Here is a 17,544-nt window from a genome sequence, read left to right as displayed (position 1 = left end):
CATGACCAGAAAACGGTCCGTGGTGGTGGCGGGCGGCGGGATCGGAGGACTCGCGGCCGCCGTGGGCATGGCCGCGCGCGGCCTCGACGTGACCGTCGTCGAACGGGCGGGACGGATCGGTGCCAAGGGCTCGGGGCTCGTCCTGTACCCGAACGGGGTGCGCGCGATCGACGCGCTGAGCGGACGTCTCGGGGCCCGGATCCGCGACGTCGGTCACGTCACCCGGCGCGACGAGGTGCGGATCGTGATGGAGGCGGACGGCACGGTGCTCGCCGAGGAGCAGGTCGGCACGTCCACGGCCGCGCTGGGCGCCCCGCAGATCCCGGTGCTGCGCAGCGCGTTGCACCGGGCCCTGCTCGACGAGGCGCTCTCCGCCGGGGCCGCCGTCCGCCTCGCCACCGCGGTGACGGACTACATCACCGGGCCCGACCAGGTCACCGTCGTCCTCTCGGACGGGCACACCATCGACTGCGACGCGCTGATCGGCGCCGACGGCATCCATTCGGCGGTCCGGGCCCAGATGCTGGGCGACGGGCCGCCGCACTACCGCGGTTACACCTCGGTGCGCGGCCGGACCAGCGGCTCGGCGCTCGGAGCGCGCGGGCACGTGGTCAACGGCCGGGGCATCCAGCTGTTCGTCGCCCCGGTGGGCGGCGACACCCTGTACTGGACCGCCAAGATCACCGCGCCGCCGGGGGTGTGGCCCGCGCTGGGACCGGACGGGGCGCGGGCGGCGCTGCTGGAGGCCATGGACGGCTGGCACCCTCCGGTCGTCGACCTGGTGCGCGAGGCCGTTCCCGAGGACGTCGTCGTCACCGACATCCATGACCGCGACCCGGTCGACGGCTGGGTCGACGGCCGGGTGGCGCTGCTCGGCGATGCCGCCCATCCGATGGTCCCGGCCCTCGGCCAGGGCGCCAACATGGCCCTCGAGGACGCGCTGGTGCTGGCCGAGGCGCTGGCCTCGGACGCCGAGGTGCCCGACGCGCTCGCCGGCTACGCCCGCGAGCGCGCGCCGCGCGCCGGGGCCGTCGTCCTCGCCTCCCGCCGTCAGGGCTCCCTCGACCAGGGCGCCGACCGGGCGGCCGAAGAACGCCGCAACGCCCACGTCCGTTCCGCCGGCCGCAAGGACGTGGCACTCACCGACGTCCTGGGCTGGCGGCCCGGCGACCGGGGTCCCGAACGGCCCGCCGGGCCGGCCTCTTTGATGACCACCCTCCGTCCGAAGAAAGGTCCCTCCGCCATGCCGGCACCGCACATCGTCCTGATCAGCGGATCGCTGCGCCAGGGATCCACCTGTGACCGGGTGGCCGACTGGTGCGCGGAGCGCTGCGCCGAGCAGGGCGCCTCCGCGCGGGTGTTCACCGGCGCGGAGATCGACTTTCCGGCGTACCGGCCGGGGCTCGGCACCTCGCACGCGGCGGTGGCCGGGTTCCTCGACGAGCTGCGGGCCGCCGACGGGGTCGTCCTGGTGTCGCCGACGTACCACGCCACCGTCTCGGGGCTGCTGAAGAACGCCCTCGACTACGTCAACGACATCGGCGGCCCGGTGCCGTACCTGGAGGGGCGGCCGATCGGCACGGTCGCGGTCGGCGCGGCGGCGCAGGGCGCGGTCTCGACGCTGACGACGCTGCGCACCATCGGGCACGCGCTGCGGGGCTGGCCGACGCCGGTGGGGGTGGCCGTCGACCGGGTGCCGGCGGCCGACACCACCGGTGGGGAGCCCGCGCCGGACACGGCGCGGCTGCTGCAGATGGTGTCCCAGGTGGTGTGGCTGGGCAGCGCGCGGGCCGCCGAACGGAAGACGGTCCTGGGGGCCGTCGCCTGAGTTCGGCGGGCGGGCCGGGACCTTTCCGGGCGGGAACCGCCCGGGAGCGGCGAGGAAGCCGCGGAGAAGCGCAGAGAAGCGCAGAGAGAAGGAGTGGATCGATGTCGTCGTCCCCCGAGTCCGTCGTGTCCGGCGGGTTCCACCCGTGTCCCGCCCCGCTCGGGCCGGTCTGGCGTGACGCCAACGTCCGGTCGGGGCCGTCCCTGGACAGCCCCGTGATCCGGCTGCTGCTGCCGGACGCGGCCGTCGGCTACGAGGCCGAGGGCTGGTCGCCCGGTGACGAGGTGGTGGAGGACCAGCACCGGGACGGGGTGATCACGAGCGCGATCTGGTTCCGGCTCGCGATCGGTGGCTGGTCCAGCGCGGTCAACTTCGAGCCGGAGACGGTCGCGGGGGTCCTGGCCGCCGCCGCACCCTCCCCGAGCGGGAGCCAGGCTCCCTGACGGGGAGTCGGGTGCGGCGGCGCCGCGGACCGCGCGACGTCGTCAGCCGGCCGGTGCTCAGGCGAAGGTGATGCGCTGGCCGCCGCCGACGCCCTGGGAGTCGCCGAGGCCGACCTGGCAGGCGGTGGCACCGCAGTCGACCGTGCCGGACGGGGTGCCCTCGGCGCCCTTCACGGCCTGGAAGACCTTGTGCACGGTGAACTGGGTGCTGAGGTTGCCCTGGGCGTCCGCGGTGATGTCGACCACGGTCGACGGGTCACAGCCGTAGTCGCCGGAGGCGACGATCTCGCACTGGGCGACGTGGTAGACGGAGCCCGGGGTCAGGCCGGTGCCCTTGACGGTCACCGTGGCGCCGTCCGCGAGGCCGCTGGCCGGGGACACCGAGACCACCGGGGCCGCGGCCATCGCGGCGGGCTGGAAGGCGACGGCCAGGCCGGTGGCGAGGGCGGCGGTGGCGCCGACGCGAGCGATGAGGCCGAGCGTGTTCTTGACGGTCATGCGAGAACTCCAGGATGTGAAGGGGGAAGCGGCCGCTCCTCTTCCGGCGGCCATCAACGAATTTAGCGATCTTGACGGGCCCTCACATCTTCGAGGTTGCTTCATAAAACTCACTCGAAACGGAACATAACCGGGCTATACGGCTACGCGGCGGCGGCCGTCGTGCCGGAAGCCCAGGCGCGCAACCGCGCCCGGTCGGACTTTCCGCTTCCGGTCCGCGGCAGCCGCGCCACCACGCGGACCGCCCGCGGGCGGGCGTGCGGAGGGAGCGCGCGACGGCACGCCTCGGCGACCCGGGCGGCCACCGTCCGGTGGTCAGGATCCGCGCTCTCCACGAACGCCCAGACGGTGTCGCCCCGGTCGCCGCCGCCCCGGACGCCCACGACCGCGGCGTCCACGACCCCGGCCGCGGCCCGTACCGCGTCCTCGACGACCGTGGGGGCCACGGTCTCGCCGTGCACCACGAGCACTTCCTTGATCCGGCCGCGGACCGTGAGCCAGCCGTCGGCCGTGACCGCGCCGGTGTCGCCGGTGCGCAGCCAGCCGTCGGCGGTGAACGGGGTGCGGTCGAGGCCGCCGGTGGCCGGGTCGAGGTAGCCGAGCATCAGGCTCGGGCTCGCCACCTGGATCTCCCGGTCGGGACCGCCGAGCCGGGCCCCGACGCCGTCGAGGAGCCGCCCGACGGTGCCGGGGCGCAGGTCGCCCGGGGCGTTCAGGGCGACGTTCGGGCCGGCCTCGCTCAGGCCGTAGCCGTCGTGCAGGGGCGCCCCGGTGACGGCGAGGAAGTCGGCGTACAGGGCAGGTGTCAGCACGTCGCCGCCGCAGCCGCGGATGCGCAGGCCGGCGAGCAGCAGGGCCGCCTCCGGGTCTCGGGCGGCCTCGGCGGCGAGCATCCGGTACATGGTGGGCACCCCGTCCAGCGAGGTGATGCCCTCGGTCGCGAGCCGGGTCAGGGTGGTACGCAGGTGGAAGCCCGACTCCGCGTACAGGTGGGCGCCGGTGGCCCGCCACACCCGCAGCACGCTGTAGCCGTAGGCGTGCCGTAGCGGCAGCGGGAGCAGCAGCCGGTCGGCGTCGGTGACCCGCATCCGGGCGGCGGTGGCCCGCCCCTGGTGGACGAGGGCGGCGGCGGGGACGGCGACCGCCTTGGGGTCGCCCGAGCTGCCCGAGGTCCAGAAGACGGCGGCGACCGGCTCGGGGACGTCGAGCGGCCGGGCGGCCCCGGCGACGACGACGGGCACCCCCGAGCCGGTGACGTGGATCCGGGCCGCCGGGGCGATGTGCCGGGCCGGGGCCGTGCCGTCGAGCAGCAGCGGGGCCCCGACCCTCTCGGCGGCGAGCGCGGCGACGACCGCGGCGAGCGGATGGTCGCAGGCGAGCGCGACCGCCCGCCCGGGCCCCGCCCCGGCGGCGGCGAGCCCCCGGGCGGCCCCGTCGACCAGCCGGGCGAGCCGGGCGGCGGGGACGGCTTCGCCGTCGACGGTCAGGCGGGGGGCGGGACGGGAGGCCGGGCGCGGGGCGGGGCGGTCGGAGTGGTCGGCCGGGCCGGGGATCCGGGCGACCGGCCGGCCGGTGGTCGCGGTGGGGGAGCCGCCGGAGACCGGAGCGGGGGCTGCGGCGCCGGCCGGGCCGGGGAGCGGGTGGGTCCGGGGGCGGGGGCTCATGCCGCCGCTCCGGACGACGGGGGCCCGGGAGTCTCGGGGTCGGCGAAGAGCCGGCGTACGCCCACGGGGACGTCGGCGTCGTGGACGGGAACCGTGATGACGGTGGTCCGGCCCTCGGTGTGCGCCTCGGCCGCGGCGGCGAGCGCGGCGGTGAGCTCCGCCGGCGTCGTGCAGCGCACCGCGTCGCCGCCGAGGGCGCGGACGGCGGCGTCGGCGTGGGAGGGGGCGGTGAAGCGGGTGAGGGCGTCGGGGGCCCGCTCCTCGCCGCGGACGAACCGGGGCCAGCCGTAGCCTCGGTTGTCCAGGACGAGGACGGTGAGGCCGAGCTTCAGCTCGACCGCGGTGGGCAGCGCGGCGAGCCCCATCTCGAACGCGCCGTCGCCGCACACCAGGACCGTCCTGCGGGCCGGATCGGCGACGGCCGCGCCGACGGCGGCCGGGAGCCCGAAGCCGACCATGGTCTGCTCGCCGGGCGTGACGACCCGGGCCCCGTCGCCGACGGACACCACCGGCCAGTGGTAGCCCCACATGTCGTGCAGCCCGTTCTCCTGGACGAGGGTGGCGTCGCGGCCCACCGACTCCTGGAGCAGCCGCAGCGCCTCGGGCACGGTCAGGCCGGGCCCGTCCGCGCCGGCGGGCACGTTGCGGGCGCGCGTCTTCGCCCGTACGGCGGCGATCTCGGCCCTGCGGGCGGCCAGGGCGGGTGCCTCCGGGTTCTGCGCCCGAAGGGCGTCGGCGAGCTGGCCCGCGACCACGGCGGCGTCGCCGAGCAGGGCGGCCTCGGGTTCCAGGGCGGCCAGGAACACGGCCGGGTCCACGTCGACGTGGACGAGCGTCTTGTCGTCGAGCCCGTCCCAGCCCATCCGGGCGGTCTCCTCCAGGCGGGATCCGATCGCGAGGACGACATCGGCCTCGGCGAGCAGCCGGTCCGCCGGTGGCGTGGCGTAGAGGCCCACCAGGCCGCAGGCGAGCGGGTGTTCCTCGTCGAGGACCCCCCGTCCGGCGGCGGTGGTGAAGACCGGCGCGCCGAGCAGTTCGGCGAGGCGCCGCACGGCGGCTCCCGCGCCCGCGGGCTTGCAGCCGCCGCCCACGACGACGACGGGGAGGCGCGCGGCGGCGAGCAGCGCGGCGGCGCGGCGGACCTCCTCCGCGTCGGCGGCGAAGCGCAGGCGGCGCACCGGCGGAGCGGGGCGGCGCTCGGGCGCCGGGGCGCGCAGCACCTCGTCGGCGATCTCGACCAGGACCACGCCGGGGGCGCCGTTGACGGCGAGGTGGACGGCGCGGCGCAACGCCCAGGTCAGCTGACGGGGGTCCTCCACCAGAAAGGTCCACTTGGCCAGCGGGGCGGCCATGGCGGCCTGGTCGGTGTGCTGGAAGGCGCCCCGGCCCATGCCGAGCGCGGGTACGCGGGTGGTGACGACGACGACCGGGGCGCCCAGCGAACCCGCTTCGAGCAGGCCGGTGAGGGCGTTGGCGAAGCTCGGGCCGGAGTTGACGGCGAGGACGGCGGGCCGTCCGGAGACGGCGGCGTGGCCGATCGCGGCGCAGGCGCCCGCGCGCTGGTCGCGGACCCCGACGACGCGCAGCCCGGGCACGGCCCTGGCGGCGTCCATCAGACCGGGCTCGTCGGACGGCAGGCCGACGACGAGGTCGCATCCGGCGTCCGCGAGGGTCCCGGCGACGACGTGCCAGGGATGGTCCTCGGTGGTCACGCTCACGGGGCAGCTCCTCATCGGTTCGGTGGAACGGGGGCACGCGTACGGGGGCGCGGGCACGGGTACGGGGACGCCGCGACGGCCGGAAGCGCGGGCGGTCAGGGCCCTGTGCGGATCCGGGACCCGGGACCGGCACCGGGGCCGGCGGGCGGACCCGCCTCGGCGGACAGCAGCAGGGGGCGGCCGGTCACGGTGCCGTGGCGGCGGACGTTCCCGGCCAGCGGGCCGTAGCCGCCGAAGGGGCGGTTGCCGTCCTCGACGTCGAAGGTGACGCGCTCCTCGCAGACCACGCTGGTCGCGACGCGCGACCTCCCGGCGAAGGCCGGTTCACCGAACACCGAGACGTACATGCCGCGGACGGTCTCCTCGGCGGAGTTCAGCCAGCGGGCGACCTGGCCGGGCTCGTCGTACGCCATGGTGAGGACGACGGGCGAGAAGAACTCCGGCGGGTGGAGGTCCTCCTGCCACGGCAGGTGCAGCAGCGTCGGCTCGACGGTGTGCCGGGCGAGGTCGGTCCGGCCGCCGCGGACGGTGAACTCGCGGTGCGCGTCGAGGAAGGCGGCGGCGTCCTCGACGGCGTCCGGGTAGACCAGCGGGGCGACCCGGGTGGCGGGGTCGCGCCGGTCGCCGACCCGGATGCCGGCCAGCGCGTCGGCGATCCGCGGCACCAGCGCGCGGACCTGTGAGCGGTGGACGAGGACGAGGTCGGTGCACAGGCAGTCCTGGCCCGAGTTGTACAGCCGGGCGTCGAGCACGGCGCGGCACGCGGCGTCGGGGTCGGCGTCGGGTCCGACGACCACCGGATTGGGCCCGGAGCCGAAGGAGAGCAGCAGGGTCCCGGCCGGCAGCCGGGCGGCGACGGCCGCCCCGTTCTCCGGGCGGCCGGTGAAGACGACGGCGTCGGAGCGGGCGCAGTCGGCGAGGAACTCCCGCTGGGTGCAGGGGGTCATGACGATCCGTCCGGCGCCGAGCCGGCGCAGTGGCGGGCCGAGGATCTCGTGGACGGCGAGCGCGGCGCGGGCGACCCGGGCCGAGGGGCGCAGCCGGATCTCGTCCGTGTAGAGCGAGGGGACGACGCCGAACAGCACGTAGGAGTAGAGCAGGTTGTTCGACGGGAGGAAGGTGGCGAGGCGGGCGAGCCGCCGGGGGGAATTGCGGAGCAGTTCCCAGGGGGCGCCCGCCAGCGCCCTCACGGAGCGCAGAATTTCGTCGGCGGCTGCCTGGGCGGTGGCGATTTCGGTGAGCACCGTGAGCAATTCGGCGCGGTTCCGCAGAAGAACGTCGACGATTTTCGGAACGACGTCACCCGCAGCGGCATGAACCGGCTCCGGGGAATCCGCCGTTCGACCGTGGTGCTGCGGAGCGAGTGTGTCCACGCTCGCCTCGATGACGCCGCCGTACATGCGACCACCCCTTCGCACCCGCTCTGGCCTTAGGGTTTGCTCGCCGAAGCGTCTCGCGGGCGGCTGGGCCGGCGCATCTCGGTTCGTGCTGCGTTCAGCCGTGTTCAATCGCGGAGAGGGGCACCAAGCATTCTCGGAGAAGGACGTCACACCTTTGGCAAGTAGCATCTCGGACTACGCCGGGACCCCCCCGTACCGGCGCCGGAATCCGGTCCGCCAGAGACGAGGAGGAGTGCTGTGAATACCAGAGAATTCCGTTCCACAGCATTCCTTTCACTGTCGGTACCGGATTCCGGGACCCGCCCGGCGGCGGACCGCAGCCGACAGCGGCCCGCCACGGGCTCCCCGAGGCTCCGGCCCGACCGCCGGACCCGATTCCCCAAGGACGGGAGGCACCGATGACCCCGCACGGGCAGCTCACCGTCAGACGCCCGGCCGACGTCCCGCCGGACAGCCTGGTCCGCCTGATGCGCACGTACGAGAAGAACCTCACCGGCGCGGCCACGTACACCCGTGAGGACGCCCTTCGGGCTGCCGGGCCCCCCGGCTACGAGGAGAACAGCTGGTGCCTGACCGGCCCCGGCGACGAAGTGATCGCCTGGGCGGCGCTGACCCCGCGCGGCGACGAGCTCGACGCGGTGCTGACCGCGCTGCCCGGCCGGCACGGCGTGAGCGCGGCCCGCACCTTGCTGTGCCTGCTGCTGGACCGGGCCGACGCGCTCGCGCTGGAGGACGGCAGGCCGTACTCCGTCACCGTCGGCGGCGTGCTGCGGGGCGACGAGGTGGTCCCGGTGGTGCTGAAGGAGGCGGGTTTCGTCCGCGGCGCCACGACCGGCCAGTACGACATCGACCTGACGGCGGACGCGCTGCCGATGGTGCTGCCCGACGGCGGTGCGGTGCGCGCGGCCGACCTCGACGACCCCGGCGAGCTCGCGGCCCTGCACGCACTGCATCGGCGCTGCTCTTCCAAGGGCCCCAAGACCGGGGACGCGGCGGTCTACGCCGCGGCACTGCGCCGGTCGCGGGACGACGGCGGAGCGGCGCTGCTCCTCGAGGTGTCCGGCCGGCCGGCCGGCCACGTCCTGACGCACGGAGCCGGGCACGAGGGCCGGGTCCTGGAGGTCGCGGTCGCCCCGGCCTTCCGCGGGCTCGGCATCGGACTCGCCCTGCTGACCGCCGGGTTCGCCGAACTGCGTGCCCGTGGCGCCGTACGCGCCCTGGCCACGCTGGAGACGGGCGACGTGCACAGGGCCGAGGCGTTCGTGCCCGTCTTCGCCGTGACGGGCGCACGGTCCCTCACCCGTTTCCGGCTGGGCCCCGCCTGACCCGCTCGGGCTCCGGTGGCCGCCCCCGCGGCCTCCGGACGCCTCACCACCGCGAGGACGCACTCCCGACCGAGTCCGTCCCGATGTCTGACACGACGATACCGACCCGCCCCCGCGCCGGAAGACGTCCGCCGGGACTCGGCGCTTCTTCGTGAAGTCGCCGCCCCGCCGGACGGCGACGGCCCCGTGCCGAGTCACCGACCAGGCCCAGAACGGAGCCCCCGACATGACCCCCACCGGCGCATCCAAGCGGCTGCTCATGGTGATGCCCTACAGCCAGTTCGTCCGCAAGGCCGCCGAGGCGGGCTTCGAGGTCTGGGCGATCTGGGACCCCTCGCTGCGCGAGCGGCAGTACCTCGACGAGGTCGCCGAGCACGCTCAGGAGCTGCTGCTCACCGACTTCTCCGACGAGGAGGGGCTGCGCACCCTGATCGCCGCGACGGTCCGCGCGCACGGCATCGGCCACGTGCTGCACCTCGGCGCGGAGGAGTCGATGCCCCCGGCCTACGCCGAGGCCGAGGCGCTCGGCGTCTCACCCAACCCGGCGGCCGCGATCGGGGTGCTCAACGACAAGGCGGCGATGCGCGGACTGCTCGCCGAGCACGGTCTCTCGGCGGTGCGCTCCGTCTCCGTCGCGACCGCCGGCGAGGTGTCCGGCGCGCTGGCCGGGCTGCCGCTGCCCGTGGTGGTGAAGCCCGCCCGTGCCTCCGGCAGCCGGGGCGTCGCGCTGATCCGCGACGCGGCCGACCTCGACGAGTGGACGGAGCGGGTCACCGCGGCCGGGCTGCCCGGGCCGTACCTGATCGAGGAGTACCTGCGGGGCCCTGAGTTCAGCGTGGAGACCCTCTCCGCCGACGGGGTGCACCACGTCATCGGCATCACCGCCAAGCACACCACGGGCGCGCCGTACTTCGTGGAGACCTCGCACGTGCACCCGGCGCCGCTGGCCGACGCCGAGCGGGCCGCGATCCACGCGGTCGTCATCGGCCTGCTCGACCTGGCCGGCTACCGCTTCGGCCCGGCGCACACCGAGGTCATCCTCACCGACCGGGGGCCGCGCGTCGTCGAGTCGCAGACCCGGCTGGGCGGCGACCGCATTCCGCTGCTCATCGAGACCGCCTCCGACTACGACATCGAGGCCGCGATCTTCCGGACGCTGGCCGGTGAGCCGGTGGAGCCGCCGCGGCCGAAGCACACCGCGTCCGTCGGCTTCTTCCTGCTGCCCGCCGGGGAGCTGCGGTCGGTGACCGGACTCGACGCGATCCGGGCCCTGCCCTACGTCCAGACGCTGCACTTCCCCCACTCCGCCGGGGACGACCTGCCGCCCACCACCAACTCGTTCACGCGCCACGGCTATGTCGTCGTCGACGCCGAATCGCCCGCCGAGGCCGCCGACCGGATCGCCCGGGTCCGCGGGCTGCTGCGCGTCGACGTCCGCGAGACCGCCCTGGCCGCCCCGAAGGGAACCCACCGATGAGCACCATCGAGCGCACAGCCCCCGCCCCCGCCCCCTCCCCCGCCCCGGCCCCGGCCGCGCCGACCGGCCGGAAGACCGTGCTGCTGATCGGCGGCGTCGACGCGCACGTGGAGCGTTACGTGGCGCTCGGCGTCACGACCGTGCTGATCCAGCACCCGGACAAGGTCACCGAGTACCAGACCCGGGCCGCCGACGTGCTGCTCGTCGTCGACTACACCGACTGGGACACCGTCCGGCCGTTCGCCGAGGCCGCCCGCTCCGTGTACGGCGTCGACGCCGTCGTGTCGCTGACCGAGCCCGGGGTGACCCCGGCGGGGCGCCTCGGCGACCTGTTCGGGCTGACCGACGGGCGGCGCCACGAGGTGAGCCGCCGGATGCGCGACAAGTCCCTGATGCGCCGGCACCTCGCCGAGAACGGGCTTCCGGTGCCGCACGCCGCGCTCGTGGAGGGCCGGGAGTCGCTGGACGCGTTCGGCGAGCGGGCGGGCTACCCGTTCATCGTCAAGCCGGTCTCCACCACCGCGGGCTTCGGCCTGCTGCGCGCGGAGGACCGCGCGGACCTGGACCGGGTGTGGGCGCGGATCCAGGAGATGGACGGCGGCCGCACCGACCGCGGCTCCACCATGTTCACCGTCGACGGCTTCCTGATGGAGTCGTACATCGACGGGCCCGAGTTCAGCGTCGAGGCGCTGAGCTTCGCGGGCCGCCACGTCGTCGTCGCCGTCACCGAGAAGCTGACCAGCGAGGAGCACTTCGCCGAGCTCGGGCACGCGGTGCCCGCACGGCTCGACGCGGACGACCGGGCGGCGCTGACCGACGCGGTCGAGGAGTTCCTGACCGGGATGGGCGTCACCGACGGCCCCAGCCACACCGAGATCCGGCTCTCCTCGCGCGGGCCCCTCGTCATCGAGTCGCACAACCGGCTGGGCGGCGACAACATCGTGGAGCTGGTCGAGGCCGCGTACGGCATCGACATGATCGCGTACGGCACGGCCTGGCCGCTGGGCCTGGTCGAACCGCTCGCCGCCTCCCCCGAACCGAAGGGCGCCGCGGTGATGCGCGCGGTGGTGCGCGAGCCCGGCACCGTGACGGCCGTCGCGGGCCTCGACGAGGTCAGGGCACGGCCCGACGTGCTCGCCGCGCAGGTCAACGTGGGCCCCGGCGACACCGTCCGGCCGCTGCGCGACAACTGGGACCGGCTCGGCAGCGTGGTGGTCACGGCCGCCGACACCGACAGCGCGGTCGCACTGTGCGAGCGGCTGGCCGGCGAGTCCCTCCGGATCGACGTCGAACCGGCCGCCGCGGCGGCCCCGGCCCTGGCCGCCTGAGCGACGGCCGCACCGAAAGGAGCCGACCCCATGACCGAGGAGACCGGACTGCTGCGGACCCTGGCCGAGGACCTTTCCGTCGTCGTCGCCCGGGACCCGTCCCTCACCAGCCGCCGCGAGGCGCTCGGCCACACCGGCCTGTCCGCCGTGTGGGCCCACCGCGTGTCCCACCGGCTGTACGGCCGGGGTATGCGCGCCGCGGCACGCACGGTCGCCCGGATCTCCCGGCGGCGGACCGGGGTGGAGATCCATCCCGGTGCGGTGCTGGGCCGGCGGGTGTTCATCGACCACGGCGCCTCCGTGGTGATCGGCCAGACCGCCGTCGTCGGCGACGACGTGACGATCTACCAGCAGGTGACGCTGGGCGCGGTGGGCTGGTGGGCCGACAACCAGCGCCCGCCGGGCGCCCGCCGTCACCCGGTGGTCGGCGACGGCGTGATCCTCGGCGCGAACGCGACCGTGCTCGGCCCGGTGACCATCGGCGACCGCGCCCTGGTCGGGGCCATGGCGACGGTCACCGAGGACCTGCCGCCCGGCGCCCGGGTGTACGCGGCCCGCTCCGTGGTCCGTCCGGCGCCGGGGCCGCGGGCGGTGCCCCCGCTCGAAGCCGGCCCCGTGCCGGCGGCCCGTGGGGGCGCCGGGCCCGGCGTCCCGCCCGTCGCCGGCCGGACCGGCGGCCCCGCGGGCGCGTCCGCGGGCGACCGGCCGCCGCTTTCGGTCTCCGACGCCGTACGGGAGCTCGCCTCGGCGGGCTCCTGGTGACCCCCGCGGCCGCCCCGTCCCCCGTCCCCTCCCCTCTGCCCTCCCCTTCCCCGTCCCCCACTCCTGGAGCCTTCCGGTGACCCCCGATCTCCTCATCGCACCCGCCGGGCGGCGTGTCGCCGCCGGCCTCGAAGAACTCGTCGGCAACACGCCGCTCGTCCGGCTCTGGGTCCCCGACGCCGCGCCCGGCGCCGAGGTCCTCGCCAAGATCGAGTCGACCAACCCGTTCGCCAGCATCAAGGACCGGGCCGCGCTCGCGATGCTGCGCGGCGCCGAACAGCGCGGCGACCTCGCCCCGGGCGGCACCGTCGTGGAGGCGACCTCCGGCAACACCGGGATCGCGCTCGCCGCGCTGAGTGCCCTGCGCGGCTACCGCTGCATCGTGGTGCTGCCCGACAGCGCCACCCCCGAGCGGATCGGGCTGCTGTCCGCGCTCGGCGCGGAGATCGTGCAGACGCCCAGCGCCGAGCGGTTCGCCGGGGCCATCGCCAAGGCGGAGGAGATCGAGGCCGCCACGCCCGGCTCCTGGTACGTGCGCCAGCACGACAACCCCGACAACGTCCGCGCCCACTACGAGTCCACCGGACCCGAGATCTGGGCGGACACCGGCGGTCGGGTCGACGTCCTGGTCGCCGGGGTCGGCACCGGCGGCACCCTGACCGGCACCGGGCGCTTCCTGCGCGAGCGCAACCCCGGCGTGGAGATCGTCGCGGTGGAGCCGGAGGGCTCGCCGGTGCTCTCCCAGGGATACGCCGGCACCCACCGGATCCCCGGTCTGAACGGCGGCTTCGTCTCCCCCACCACCGACGTCACGCTCATCGACCGGGTGCTGACCTGCTCCGACGACGAGGCGCTGGACACCGCGCGGGCACTCACCCGGGAACAAGCGCTGTTCGCCGGGCTCTCCTCGGGCGCCGCCGTGCACGGTGCGTTCCGGCTCGCCCGGGACCCCGCCTACGCGGGCCGCACGATCGTCACGATCCTGCCGGACACCGGCGAACGCTACGTCAGCATCTGGAACGAAGGGACCTCCGCATGACCACGCTCGTCCTGCACCGCGGCTCGCTGCGCGCCAATCCGTACGAGCGCTGGCTCGCCGACCACGGGGAGAAGATCGTCCTGCTGGGCTCGGCCGAACAGCTCGCCCTGTTCGGCGAGGAGCTGCCCACCGGAGCTCCCTACCTGCACGCCGAGGTGCTGACCGACTACGACACCGGCGCCCATGTGGAGCGGCGGGCCGCCGAGCTCGTCGAGGAGTTCGGGGTCACCGACATCGTGGCCTGCCAGGAGTTCGACATCCTGCGGGCGGCCGCGCTGCGCGAGCGCTTCGGGCTGCCGGGCCAGCGGCCCGGGTCGGCCCTGATGTACCGCGACAAGTGGGAGATGAAGAAACTCGCCACGGCCGCCGGGATCCCGGTCGCCGCCCACGTCCTGCTGCGCTCGGCCGCGGAGCTCGACGCCTTCGCCGACGTCCACGGCCTGCCGGTCGTGGTCAAGCCCCGTCAGGGGCTGCTGTCGGTCGGCGTGTCCGTGCTGCGCACCCGCGAGGAGCTCGCCGACTGGGCGCGGGACGCGGAGCTGCTGCGTCCCGACGGCGAACCGGAGTGGCTGGCGGAGACGTTCGTCGAGGGCTCCATGTGCCACATCGACGGCACCGTCCTGGACGGCCGGATCGCGACGATGTGGCCGTCGCAGTACCAGTACGCGCTGGCCGACTTCCGCGACCGCAAGGGGCGGGTCGACATCGCCCTCGACACCGCCGACCCGCTGGCACGGCGGCTCGTCGCGTTCGGCGAGCGGATCCTGGAGGCGTTCGACGGCCCCGAGCACTTCGCCTTCCACATCGAGGTGTTCCACACCACCGACGGCGAACTGGTCCTGTGCGAGGCGGCCTCCCGGGCCGGGGGCGCGGGCGTGCGCGACGTGCAGCGGGCGCTGTTCGGCTTCGACCCCATGGAGTACCCGGTCCGCCGCCAGCTGGGCCTGCCCGCCCCGACGGGCGAGCGCGCGGACCCGGCGCAGCTCGCCGGGCAGCTGCTCTTCACCAAGCGCCCCGGGGTGCTCGCCGCCCTGCCGGACCCGGCGACGCTGCCGGAGGGCGTCGTGAAGTACACGACGTACGCGGAGGTGGGCGACACCGTTCAGGACGCCTCGCACTCCGGGGACTTCCTCGCCGCGTTCGTCGTCACCGGTGCGGACCGGGCCGAGACGGAGGCCCGGATCCGGGCGGCGGAGGCCTGGTTCAAGGCGGGGCTCTGGTTCAAGGCGGAGCCCCGCGACAGCTGACCCGAGGCGGGGCGGCCGGCGCCCGTGCGGGTCCGCGCGGGCCCGACATGGCGAAGTAACCACGGTGTTCACGGCCGTACCGCCTGGAGAACGGGTGCGCGGGCACCTCCGCACTCCAGGAGAAGCACGGCCCGGTCACGCGGTCGAACAATGTCCCCGTGAACTTCGAAGCGGCAGCGAATCAGCCGGGCGACAGGCCCCCGGCGCACCCTCCCGTGTCCCCCCGGTGCGCGGGATTCCGGCTGGCGGGCGACCTCGACCTGGCCGCGCTACGCCGCGCCTGGGACACGACGGTGGGCGCCCGGCCCGGCGACGCGAAGACGGCCGAGCCGCTGCGCTTCACCGACCTCACCGCCGTGCCGGTGGACGACGTCGACGCGCTGGCCGCCGCGCTGTGCGGCCGGTGGGCCACCGAGGCTCCGGCGGACCGGTCCGGCACGGCGGTCACGGCGGGTCCGCACGCGCGGCTGTACGCGGCGCGGATCGCCCCGGCGGACCTGCTGCTGTTCGTGACGGTGGACGGCGCCCTCGACGAGGCGCACGTCTCCCGGCTGGTCGACACGCTCTCGGCCGCGTACGCGCACGAGCGCCACGGCGCCCCCGCCCCGGAGCCGGAGGCGGTGGCGACGGCCCGGGAGACGGCGGCCCGGGAGGCGGTCGTCCGGACCCTCCGGACCAGGACCCACCGGTACCGAGGGGCCTCGCTGCCGTTCGTGTGGAACGGCGAGCCGGCCCGCCGGGTCGCCGAGGTCGCCGCGGAACAGGGCGCGTCCCCGACCGGTGTCCTCCTCGCCGCGCTGCGGGCTCTGCTGCTGCGGCACGGGGGCCACGCGGGCGACGGGACCCTGCGCGCGCTCCTCGGCTTCGAACCGCACCCGCTGCCCGGTGACCGGGACCTCCCGCAGCTCGACGCCGTCTTCGCCGACCGGACCGCCGCTCCGGTCGTCGACCGGGTGGCAGGCCTGCCCGCCTCGCCCGTCGTCCCCGACCGGGTGGTGCTGCCGACCGGACTCGTTCTCGTCGTCGACGCCCTCGACGCCGGCGGCCACGACGGGGCTCCGCGGCTCTCGGGCCGTCTGGAGTACCGGACCGCGCTCTACGACGCGGGCTCGGCCGCGAACCTGCTCGACGGGCTGCGCACCCTGCTGACGGCGGCGCTGGACGCGCCCGACACGCCGGTCAACACGCTGCCGCCGCTGCTCCCGGCCGCCGCGCTGATCGAACGCTACGCGGCCCTGCCGATGTTCCGGCCGGTCGGCCACACCGACCCCCTGCCCCTGCAGGTGGCGGCGCATGCCGTCACCGACGCGCCCGCGGTGGTCTGGGACGGCCGCTCCATGGGCTACGCCGCACTGGACGCGGCGGCCCGCGACGTCACCCGGCGGCTCGCCGCCGCCGGCGTGACCGCCGGCGACGCCGTGGTGGTCCGGATGCCGGCGGGGCCGCTGCGGATCGCGGCGCTGCTCGGCGTCCTCGCCCACGGCGCCCGGCTGTGCTGGCTCGCCCCCGGTCCCGCCGGTGAGCGCGGCCGCTCCGTGCTCACGGCCCTGCGACCGGCCTGCGTGGTCGTCGAGGGCGACGGCACCGACGAACTGCTCGACTGGTACCACGCCGAGTTGGGCGGCCGGGTGGTGGACGTGACCGCCGGCGCGGCCGCCCCGCCCGCGGCCCCGGCGCCCGCCGTCACCCCCGGCGACACCGCGTACATCGCCTTCACCTCCGGCTCCACCGGCCGCCCCAAGGGCATCCCTCAGACGCACGCCGCGCTCACCCAGTTCACCGGCTGGCTCGGCACCCGGTTCGCGATGGGTCCCGGAGCCCGGGTGGCCCAATGGGTCTCCCCCGAGCACGATCCGGCGCTCGCCGAGGTCGGCGCGACGCTCGCCGCCGGCGGCACGCTGTACGTCGTGCCCGACGAGGTGCGGGTGAACCCGGACCTGCTGGTGCCGTGGCTGGCCGAGCACCGCATCACGCACCTGCAGACCGTGCCCAGCTTCGCCCGCGACCTCCTCGACGTGATCGCCCGGACCGCGGCGGGGCCGCGGCTCGACGCCTTCGGCCATCTGCTGCTGATGGGCGAGGCGGTGCCGCCGGAGCTGCTCGGCGGTCTGGCCGGGGAACTGCCCGCGCTCCGCGTCTTCAACCTGTACGGCCCGACCGAGGTCGTCGCCGCCACCTGGCACGAGGTCACCGGCCTGACCGAGGGCCCGGTGCCGGTCGGCCGGGCCATCCCGGGCCGCCAGATCCTCGTCCTCGACGAGAACGACCTGACCTGTCCGGCCGGGGTCACCGGCAGCGTCGTGGTGCGCTCCCCCTATGTGACCTCGGGGTACCTGGGCAGTGCCGACCGCGCCCCGTTCCGCCCGGTGGAGTGGCTGGACACGCCCGGCGCCGAGGGGGGCTGGTACCGCACCGGCGACCTCGGGCGGCGGCTGCCCGACGGGACCCTGGAGTACCGGGGCCGCGAGGACTTCCAGATCAAGCTGGCGGGCAACCGGGTCGAGCTGACCGAGATCGAAGGATCGCTCGCCTCGCACGCCTCCGTCCTGGAGTGCGCCGTGGTGCCGGTCGCCGAACCGGTGTCGGGCCTGGTGCGCGGACTCGACGTCCACGTCGTGCCGCGCCGGGACGCCGACGGCCGGCCGCTCGGCACCGCCCCCGAATGGCGGGCGCACCTGCGCGGCCACTTCGGCCCCCTGACCCTGCCCGCGACGTTCCACGAGGCGCCGGGCCGCCTGCCGCGCAACGCCGCCGGAAAGGTGGACCGCTCGCGCCTGCGGGCGGCGACCGCCGCGGCCTGACCCCGCATCACCTG

Annotated in this window: 13 protein-coding genes; 9 read left to right on the top strand and 4 right to left on the bottom strand. The window is 75.7% G+C overall.

What is annotated here, in order from left to right:
• The first annotated feature begins 1 nt into the window (after position 1).
• Complete coding sequence (locus ACF1ED_RS33265; RefSeq protein ID WP_391766909.1) at positions 2 to 1,828, top strand: NAD(P)H-dependent oxidoreductase; 1,827 nt, start codon at positions 2 to 4, stop codon at positions 1,826 to 1,828.
• Positions 1,829 to 1,929: 101 nt separating this feature from the next.
• The gene (locus tag ACF1ED_RS33260; RefSeq protein ID WP_391766907.1) at positions 1,930 to 2,271 is read left to right on the top strand and encodes a hypothetical protein; all 342 of its coding nucleotides are present in this window, start codon (positions 1,930 to 1,932) and stop codon (positions 2,269 to 2,271) included.
• A 57-nt stretch (positions 2,272 to 2,328) separates the two neighbouring features.
• On the opposite strand, the gene ACF1ED_RS33255 is transcribed toward ACF1ED_RS33260, so the two are convergent.
• The 4 genes from ACF1ED_RS33255 to ACF1ED_RS33240 form a co-directional block, all read right to left on the bottom strand.
• Entirely contained in the window at positions 2,329 to 2,769 is a 441-nt protein-coding gene (locus tag ACF1ED_RS33255) for an enediyne antibiotic chromoprotein (RefSeq protein WP_391766905.1), read from the bottom strand.
• A gap of 143 nt (positions 2,770 to 2,912) precedes the next feature.
• On the bottom strand, positions 2,913 to 4,433 hold the full coding sequence (locus ACF1ED_RS33250) for a class I adenylate-forming enzyme family protein (RefSeq protein WP_391766903.1): 1,521 nt from the start codon (positions 4,431 to 4,433) through the stop codon (positions 2,913 to 2,915).
• The gene (locus tag ACF1ED_RS33245) at positions 4,430 to 6,151 is read right to left on the bottom strand and encodes a thiamine pyrophosphate-binding protein (protein WP_391766901.1); all 1,722 of its coding nucleotides are present in this window, start codon (positions 6,149 to 6,151) and stop codon (positions 4,430 to 4,432) included. Before ACF1ED_RS33245 ends, ACF1ED_RS33250 begins: the two co-directional genes overlap by 4 nt.
• A gap of 95 nt (positions 6,152 to 6,246) precedes the next feature.
• A complete protein-coding gene (locus ACF1ED_RS33240; RefSeq protein ID WP_391766899.1) occupies positions 6,247 to 7,395 on the bottom strand; it encodes an aldehyde dehydrogenase family protein in 1,149 nt (382 codons plus the stop codon).
• Positions 7,396 to 7,949: 554 nt separating this feature from the next.
• Between ACF1ED_RS33240 and ACF1ED_RS33235 the strand changes: the two genes are divergently transcribed.
• From ACF1ED_RS33235 to ACF1ED_RS33205, 7 genes are all read left to right on the top strand, one after another.
• Complete coding sequence (locus ACF1ED_RS33235) at positions 7,950 to 8,876, top strand: GNAT family N-acetyltransferase (protein ID WP_391766897.1); 927 nt, start codon at positions 7,950 to 7,952, stop codon at positions 8,874 to 8,876.
• Positions 8,877 to 9,102: 226 nt separating this feature from the next.
• Complete coding sequence (locus tag ACF1ED_RS33230; RefSeq protein ID WP_391766895.1) at positions 9,103 to 10,353, top strand: ATP-grasp domain-containing protein; 1,251 nt, start codon at positions 9,103 to 9,105, stop codon at positions 10,351 to 10,353.
• Positions 10,350 to 11,681 carry an ATP-grasp domain-containing protein gene (locus tag ACF1ED_RS33225; RefSeq protein ID WP_391766893.1) on the top strand — a complete coding sequence of 444 codons (1,332 nt, stop codon included), beginning with the start codon at positions 10,350 to 10,352 and terminating at the stop codon, positions 11,679 to 11,681. The genes ACF1ED_RS33230 and ACF1ED_RS33225 overlap by 4 nt, the downstream gene beginning before the upstream one ends.
• Before the next feature lie 30 nt (positions 11,682 to 11,711).
• Complete coding sequence (epsC, locus tag ACF1ED_RS33220) at positions 11,712 to 12,443, top strand: serine O-acetyltransferase EpsC (RefSeq protein ID WP_391766891.1); 732 nt, start codon at positions 11,712 to 11,714, stop codon at positions 12,441 to 12,443.
• 76 nt (positions 12,444 to 12,519) lie between these two features.
• Positions 12,520 to 13,482, top strand: coding sequence for a PLP-dependent cysteine synthase family protein (locus tag ACF1ED_RS33215; RefSeq protein WP_391766889.1), 963 nt, complete (start codon positions 12,520 to 12,522; stop codon positions 13,480 to 13,482).
• Entirely contained in the window at positions 13,479 to 14,729 is a 1,251-nt protein-coding gene (locus ACF1ED_RS33210; protein WP_391766887.1) for a NikS protein, read from the top strand. The genes ACF1ED_RS33215 and ACF1ED_RS33210 overlap by 4 nt, the downstream gene beginning before the upstream one ends.
• A gap of 215 nt (positions 14,730 to 14,944) precedes the next feature.
• On the top strand, positions 14,945 to 17,530 hold the full coding sequence (locus tag ACF1ED_RS33205) for an AMP-binding protein (protein ID WP_391766885.1): 2,586 nt from the start codon (positions 14,945 to 14,947) through the stop codon (positions 17,528 to 17,530).
• Positions 17,531 to 17,544 lie beyond the last annotated feature (14 nt).

The sequence above is a fragment of the Streptomyces sp. NPDC014656 genome (genome assembly GCF_043084305.1).
GTDB lineage: Bacteria > Actinomycetota > Actinomycetes > Streptomycetales > Streptomycetaceae > Streptomyces.
This window is presented reverse-complemented; position numbering and strand designations above follow the sequence as displayed.

Bases quoted from the DNA above. Each gene is read 5' to 3' on its own strand.
- ACF1ED_RS33265 (WP_391766909.1), top strand. From the start codon at position 2: ATGACCAGAAAACGGTCCGTGGTGGTGGCGGGCGGCGGGATCGGAGGA.
- ACF1ED_RS33260 (WP_391766907.1), top strand. From the start codon at position 1,930: ATGTCGTCGTCCCCCGAGTCCGTCGTGTCCGGCGGGTTCCACCCGTGT.
- ACF1ED_RS33255 (WP_391766905.1), bottom strand. From the start codon at position 2,769: ATGACCGTCAAGAACACGCTCGGCCTCATCGCTCGCGTCGGCGCCACC.
- ACF1ED_RS33250 (WP_391766903.1), bottom strand. From the start codon at position 4,433: ATGAGCCCCCGCCCCCGGACCCACCCGCTCCCCGGCCCGGCCGGCGCC.
- ACF1ED_RS33235 (WP_391766897.1), top strand. From the start codon at position 7,950: ATGACCCCGCACGGGCAGCTCACCGTCAGACGCCCGGCCGACGTCCCG.
- ACF1ED_RS33230 (WP_391766895.1), top strand. From the start codon at position 9,103: ATGACCCCCACCGGCGCATCCAAGCGGCTGCTCATGGTGATGCCCTAC.
- ACF1ED_RS33225 (WP_391766893.1), top strand. From the start codon at position 10,350: ATGAGCACCATCGAGCGCACAGCCCCCGCCCCCGCCCCCTCCCCCGCC.
- epsC (WP_391766891.1), top strand. From the start codon at position 11,712: ATGACCGAGGAGACCGGACTGCTGCGGACCCTGGCCGAGGACCTTTCC.
- ACF1ED_RS33210 (WP_391766887.1), top strand. From the start codon at position 13,479: ATGACCACGCTCGTCCTGCACCGCGGCTCGCTGCGCGCCAATCCGTAC.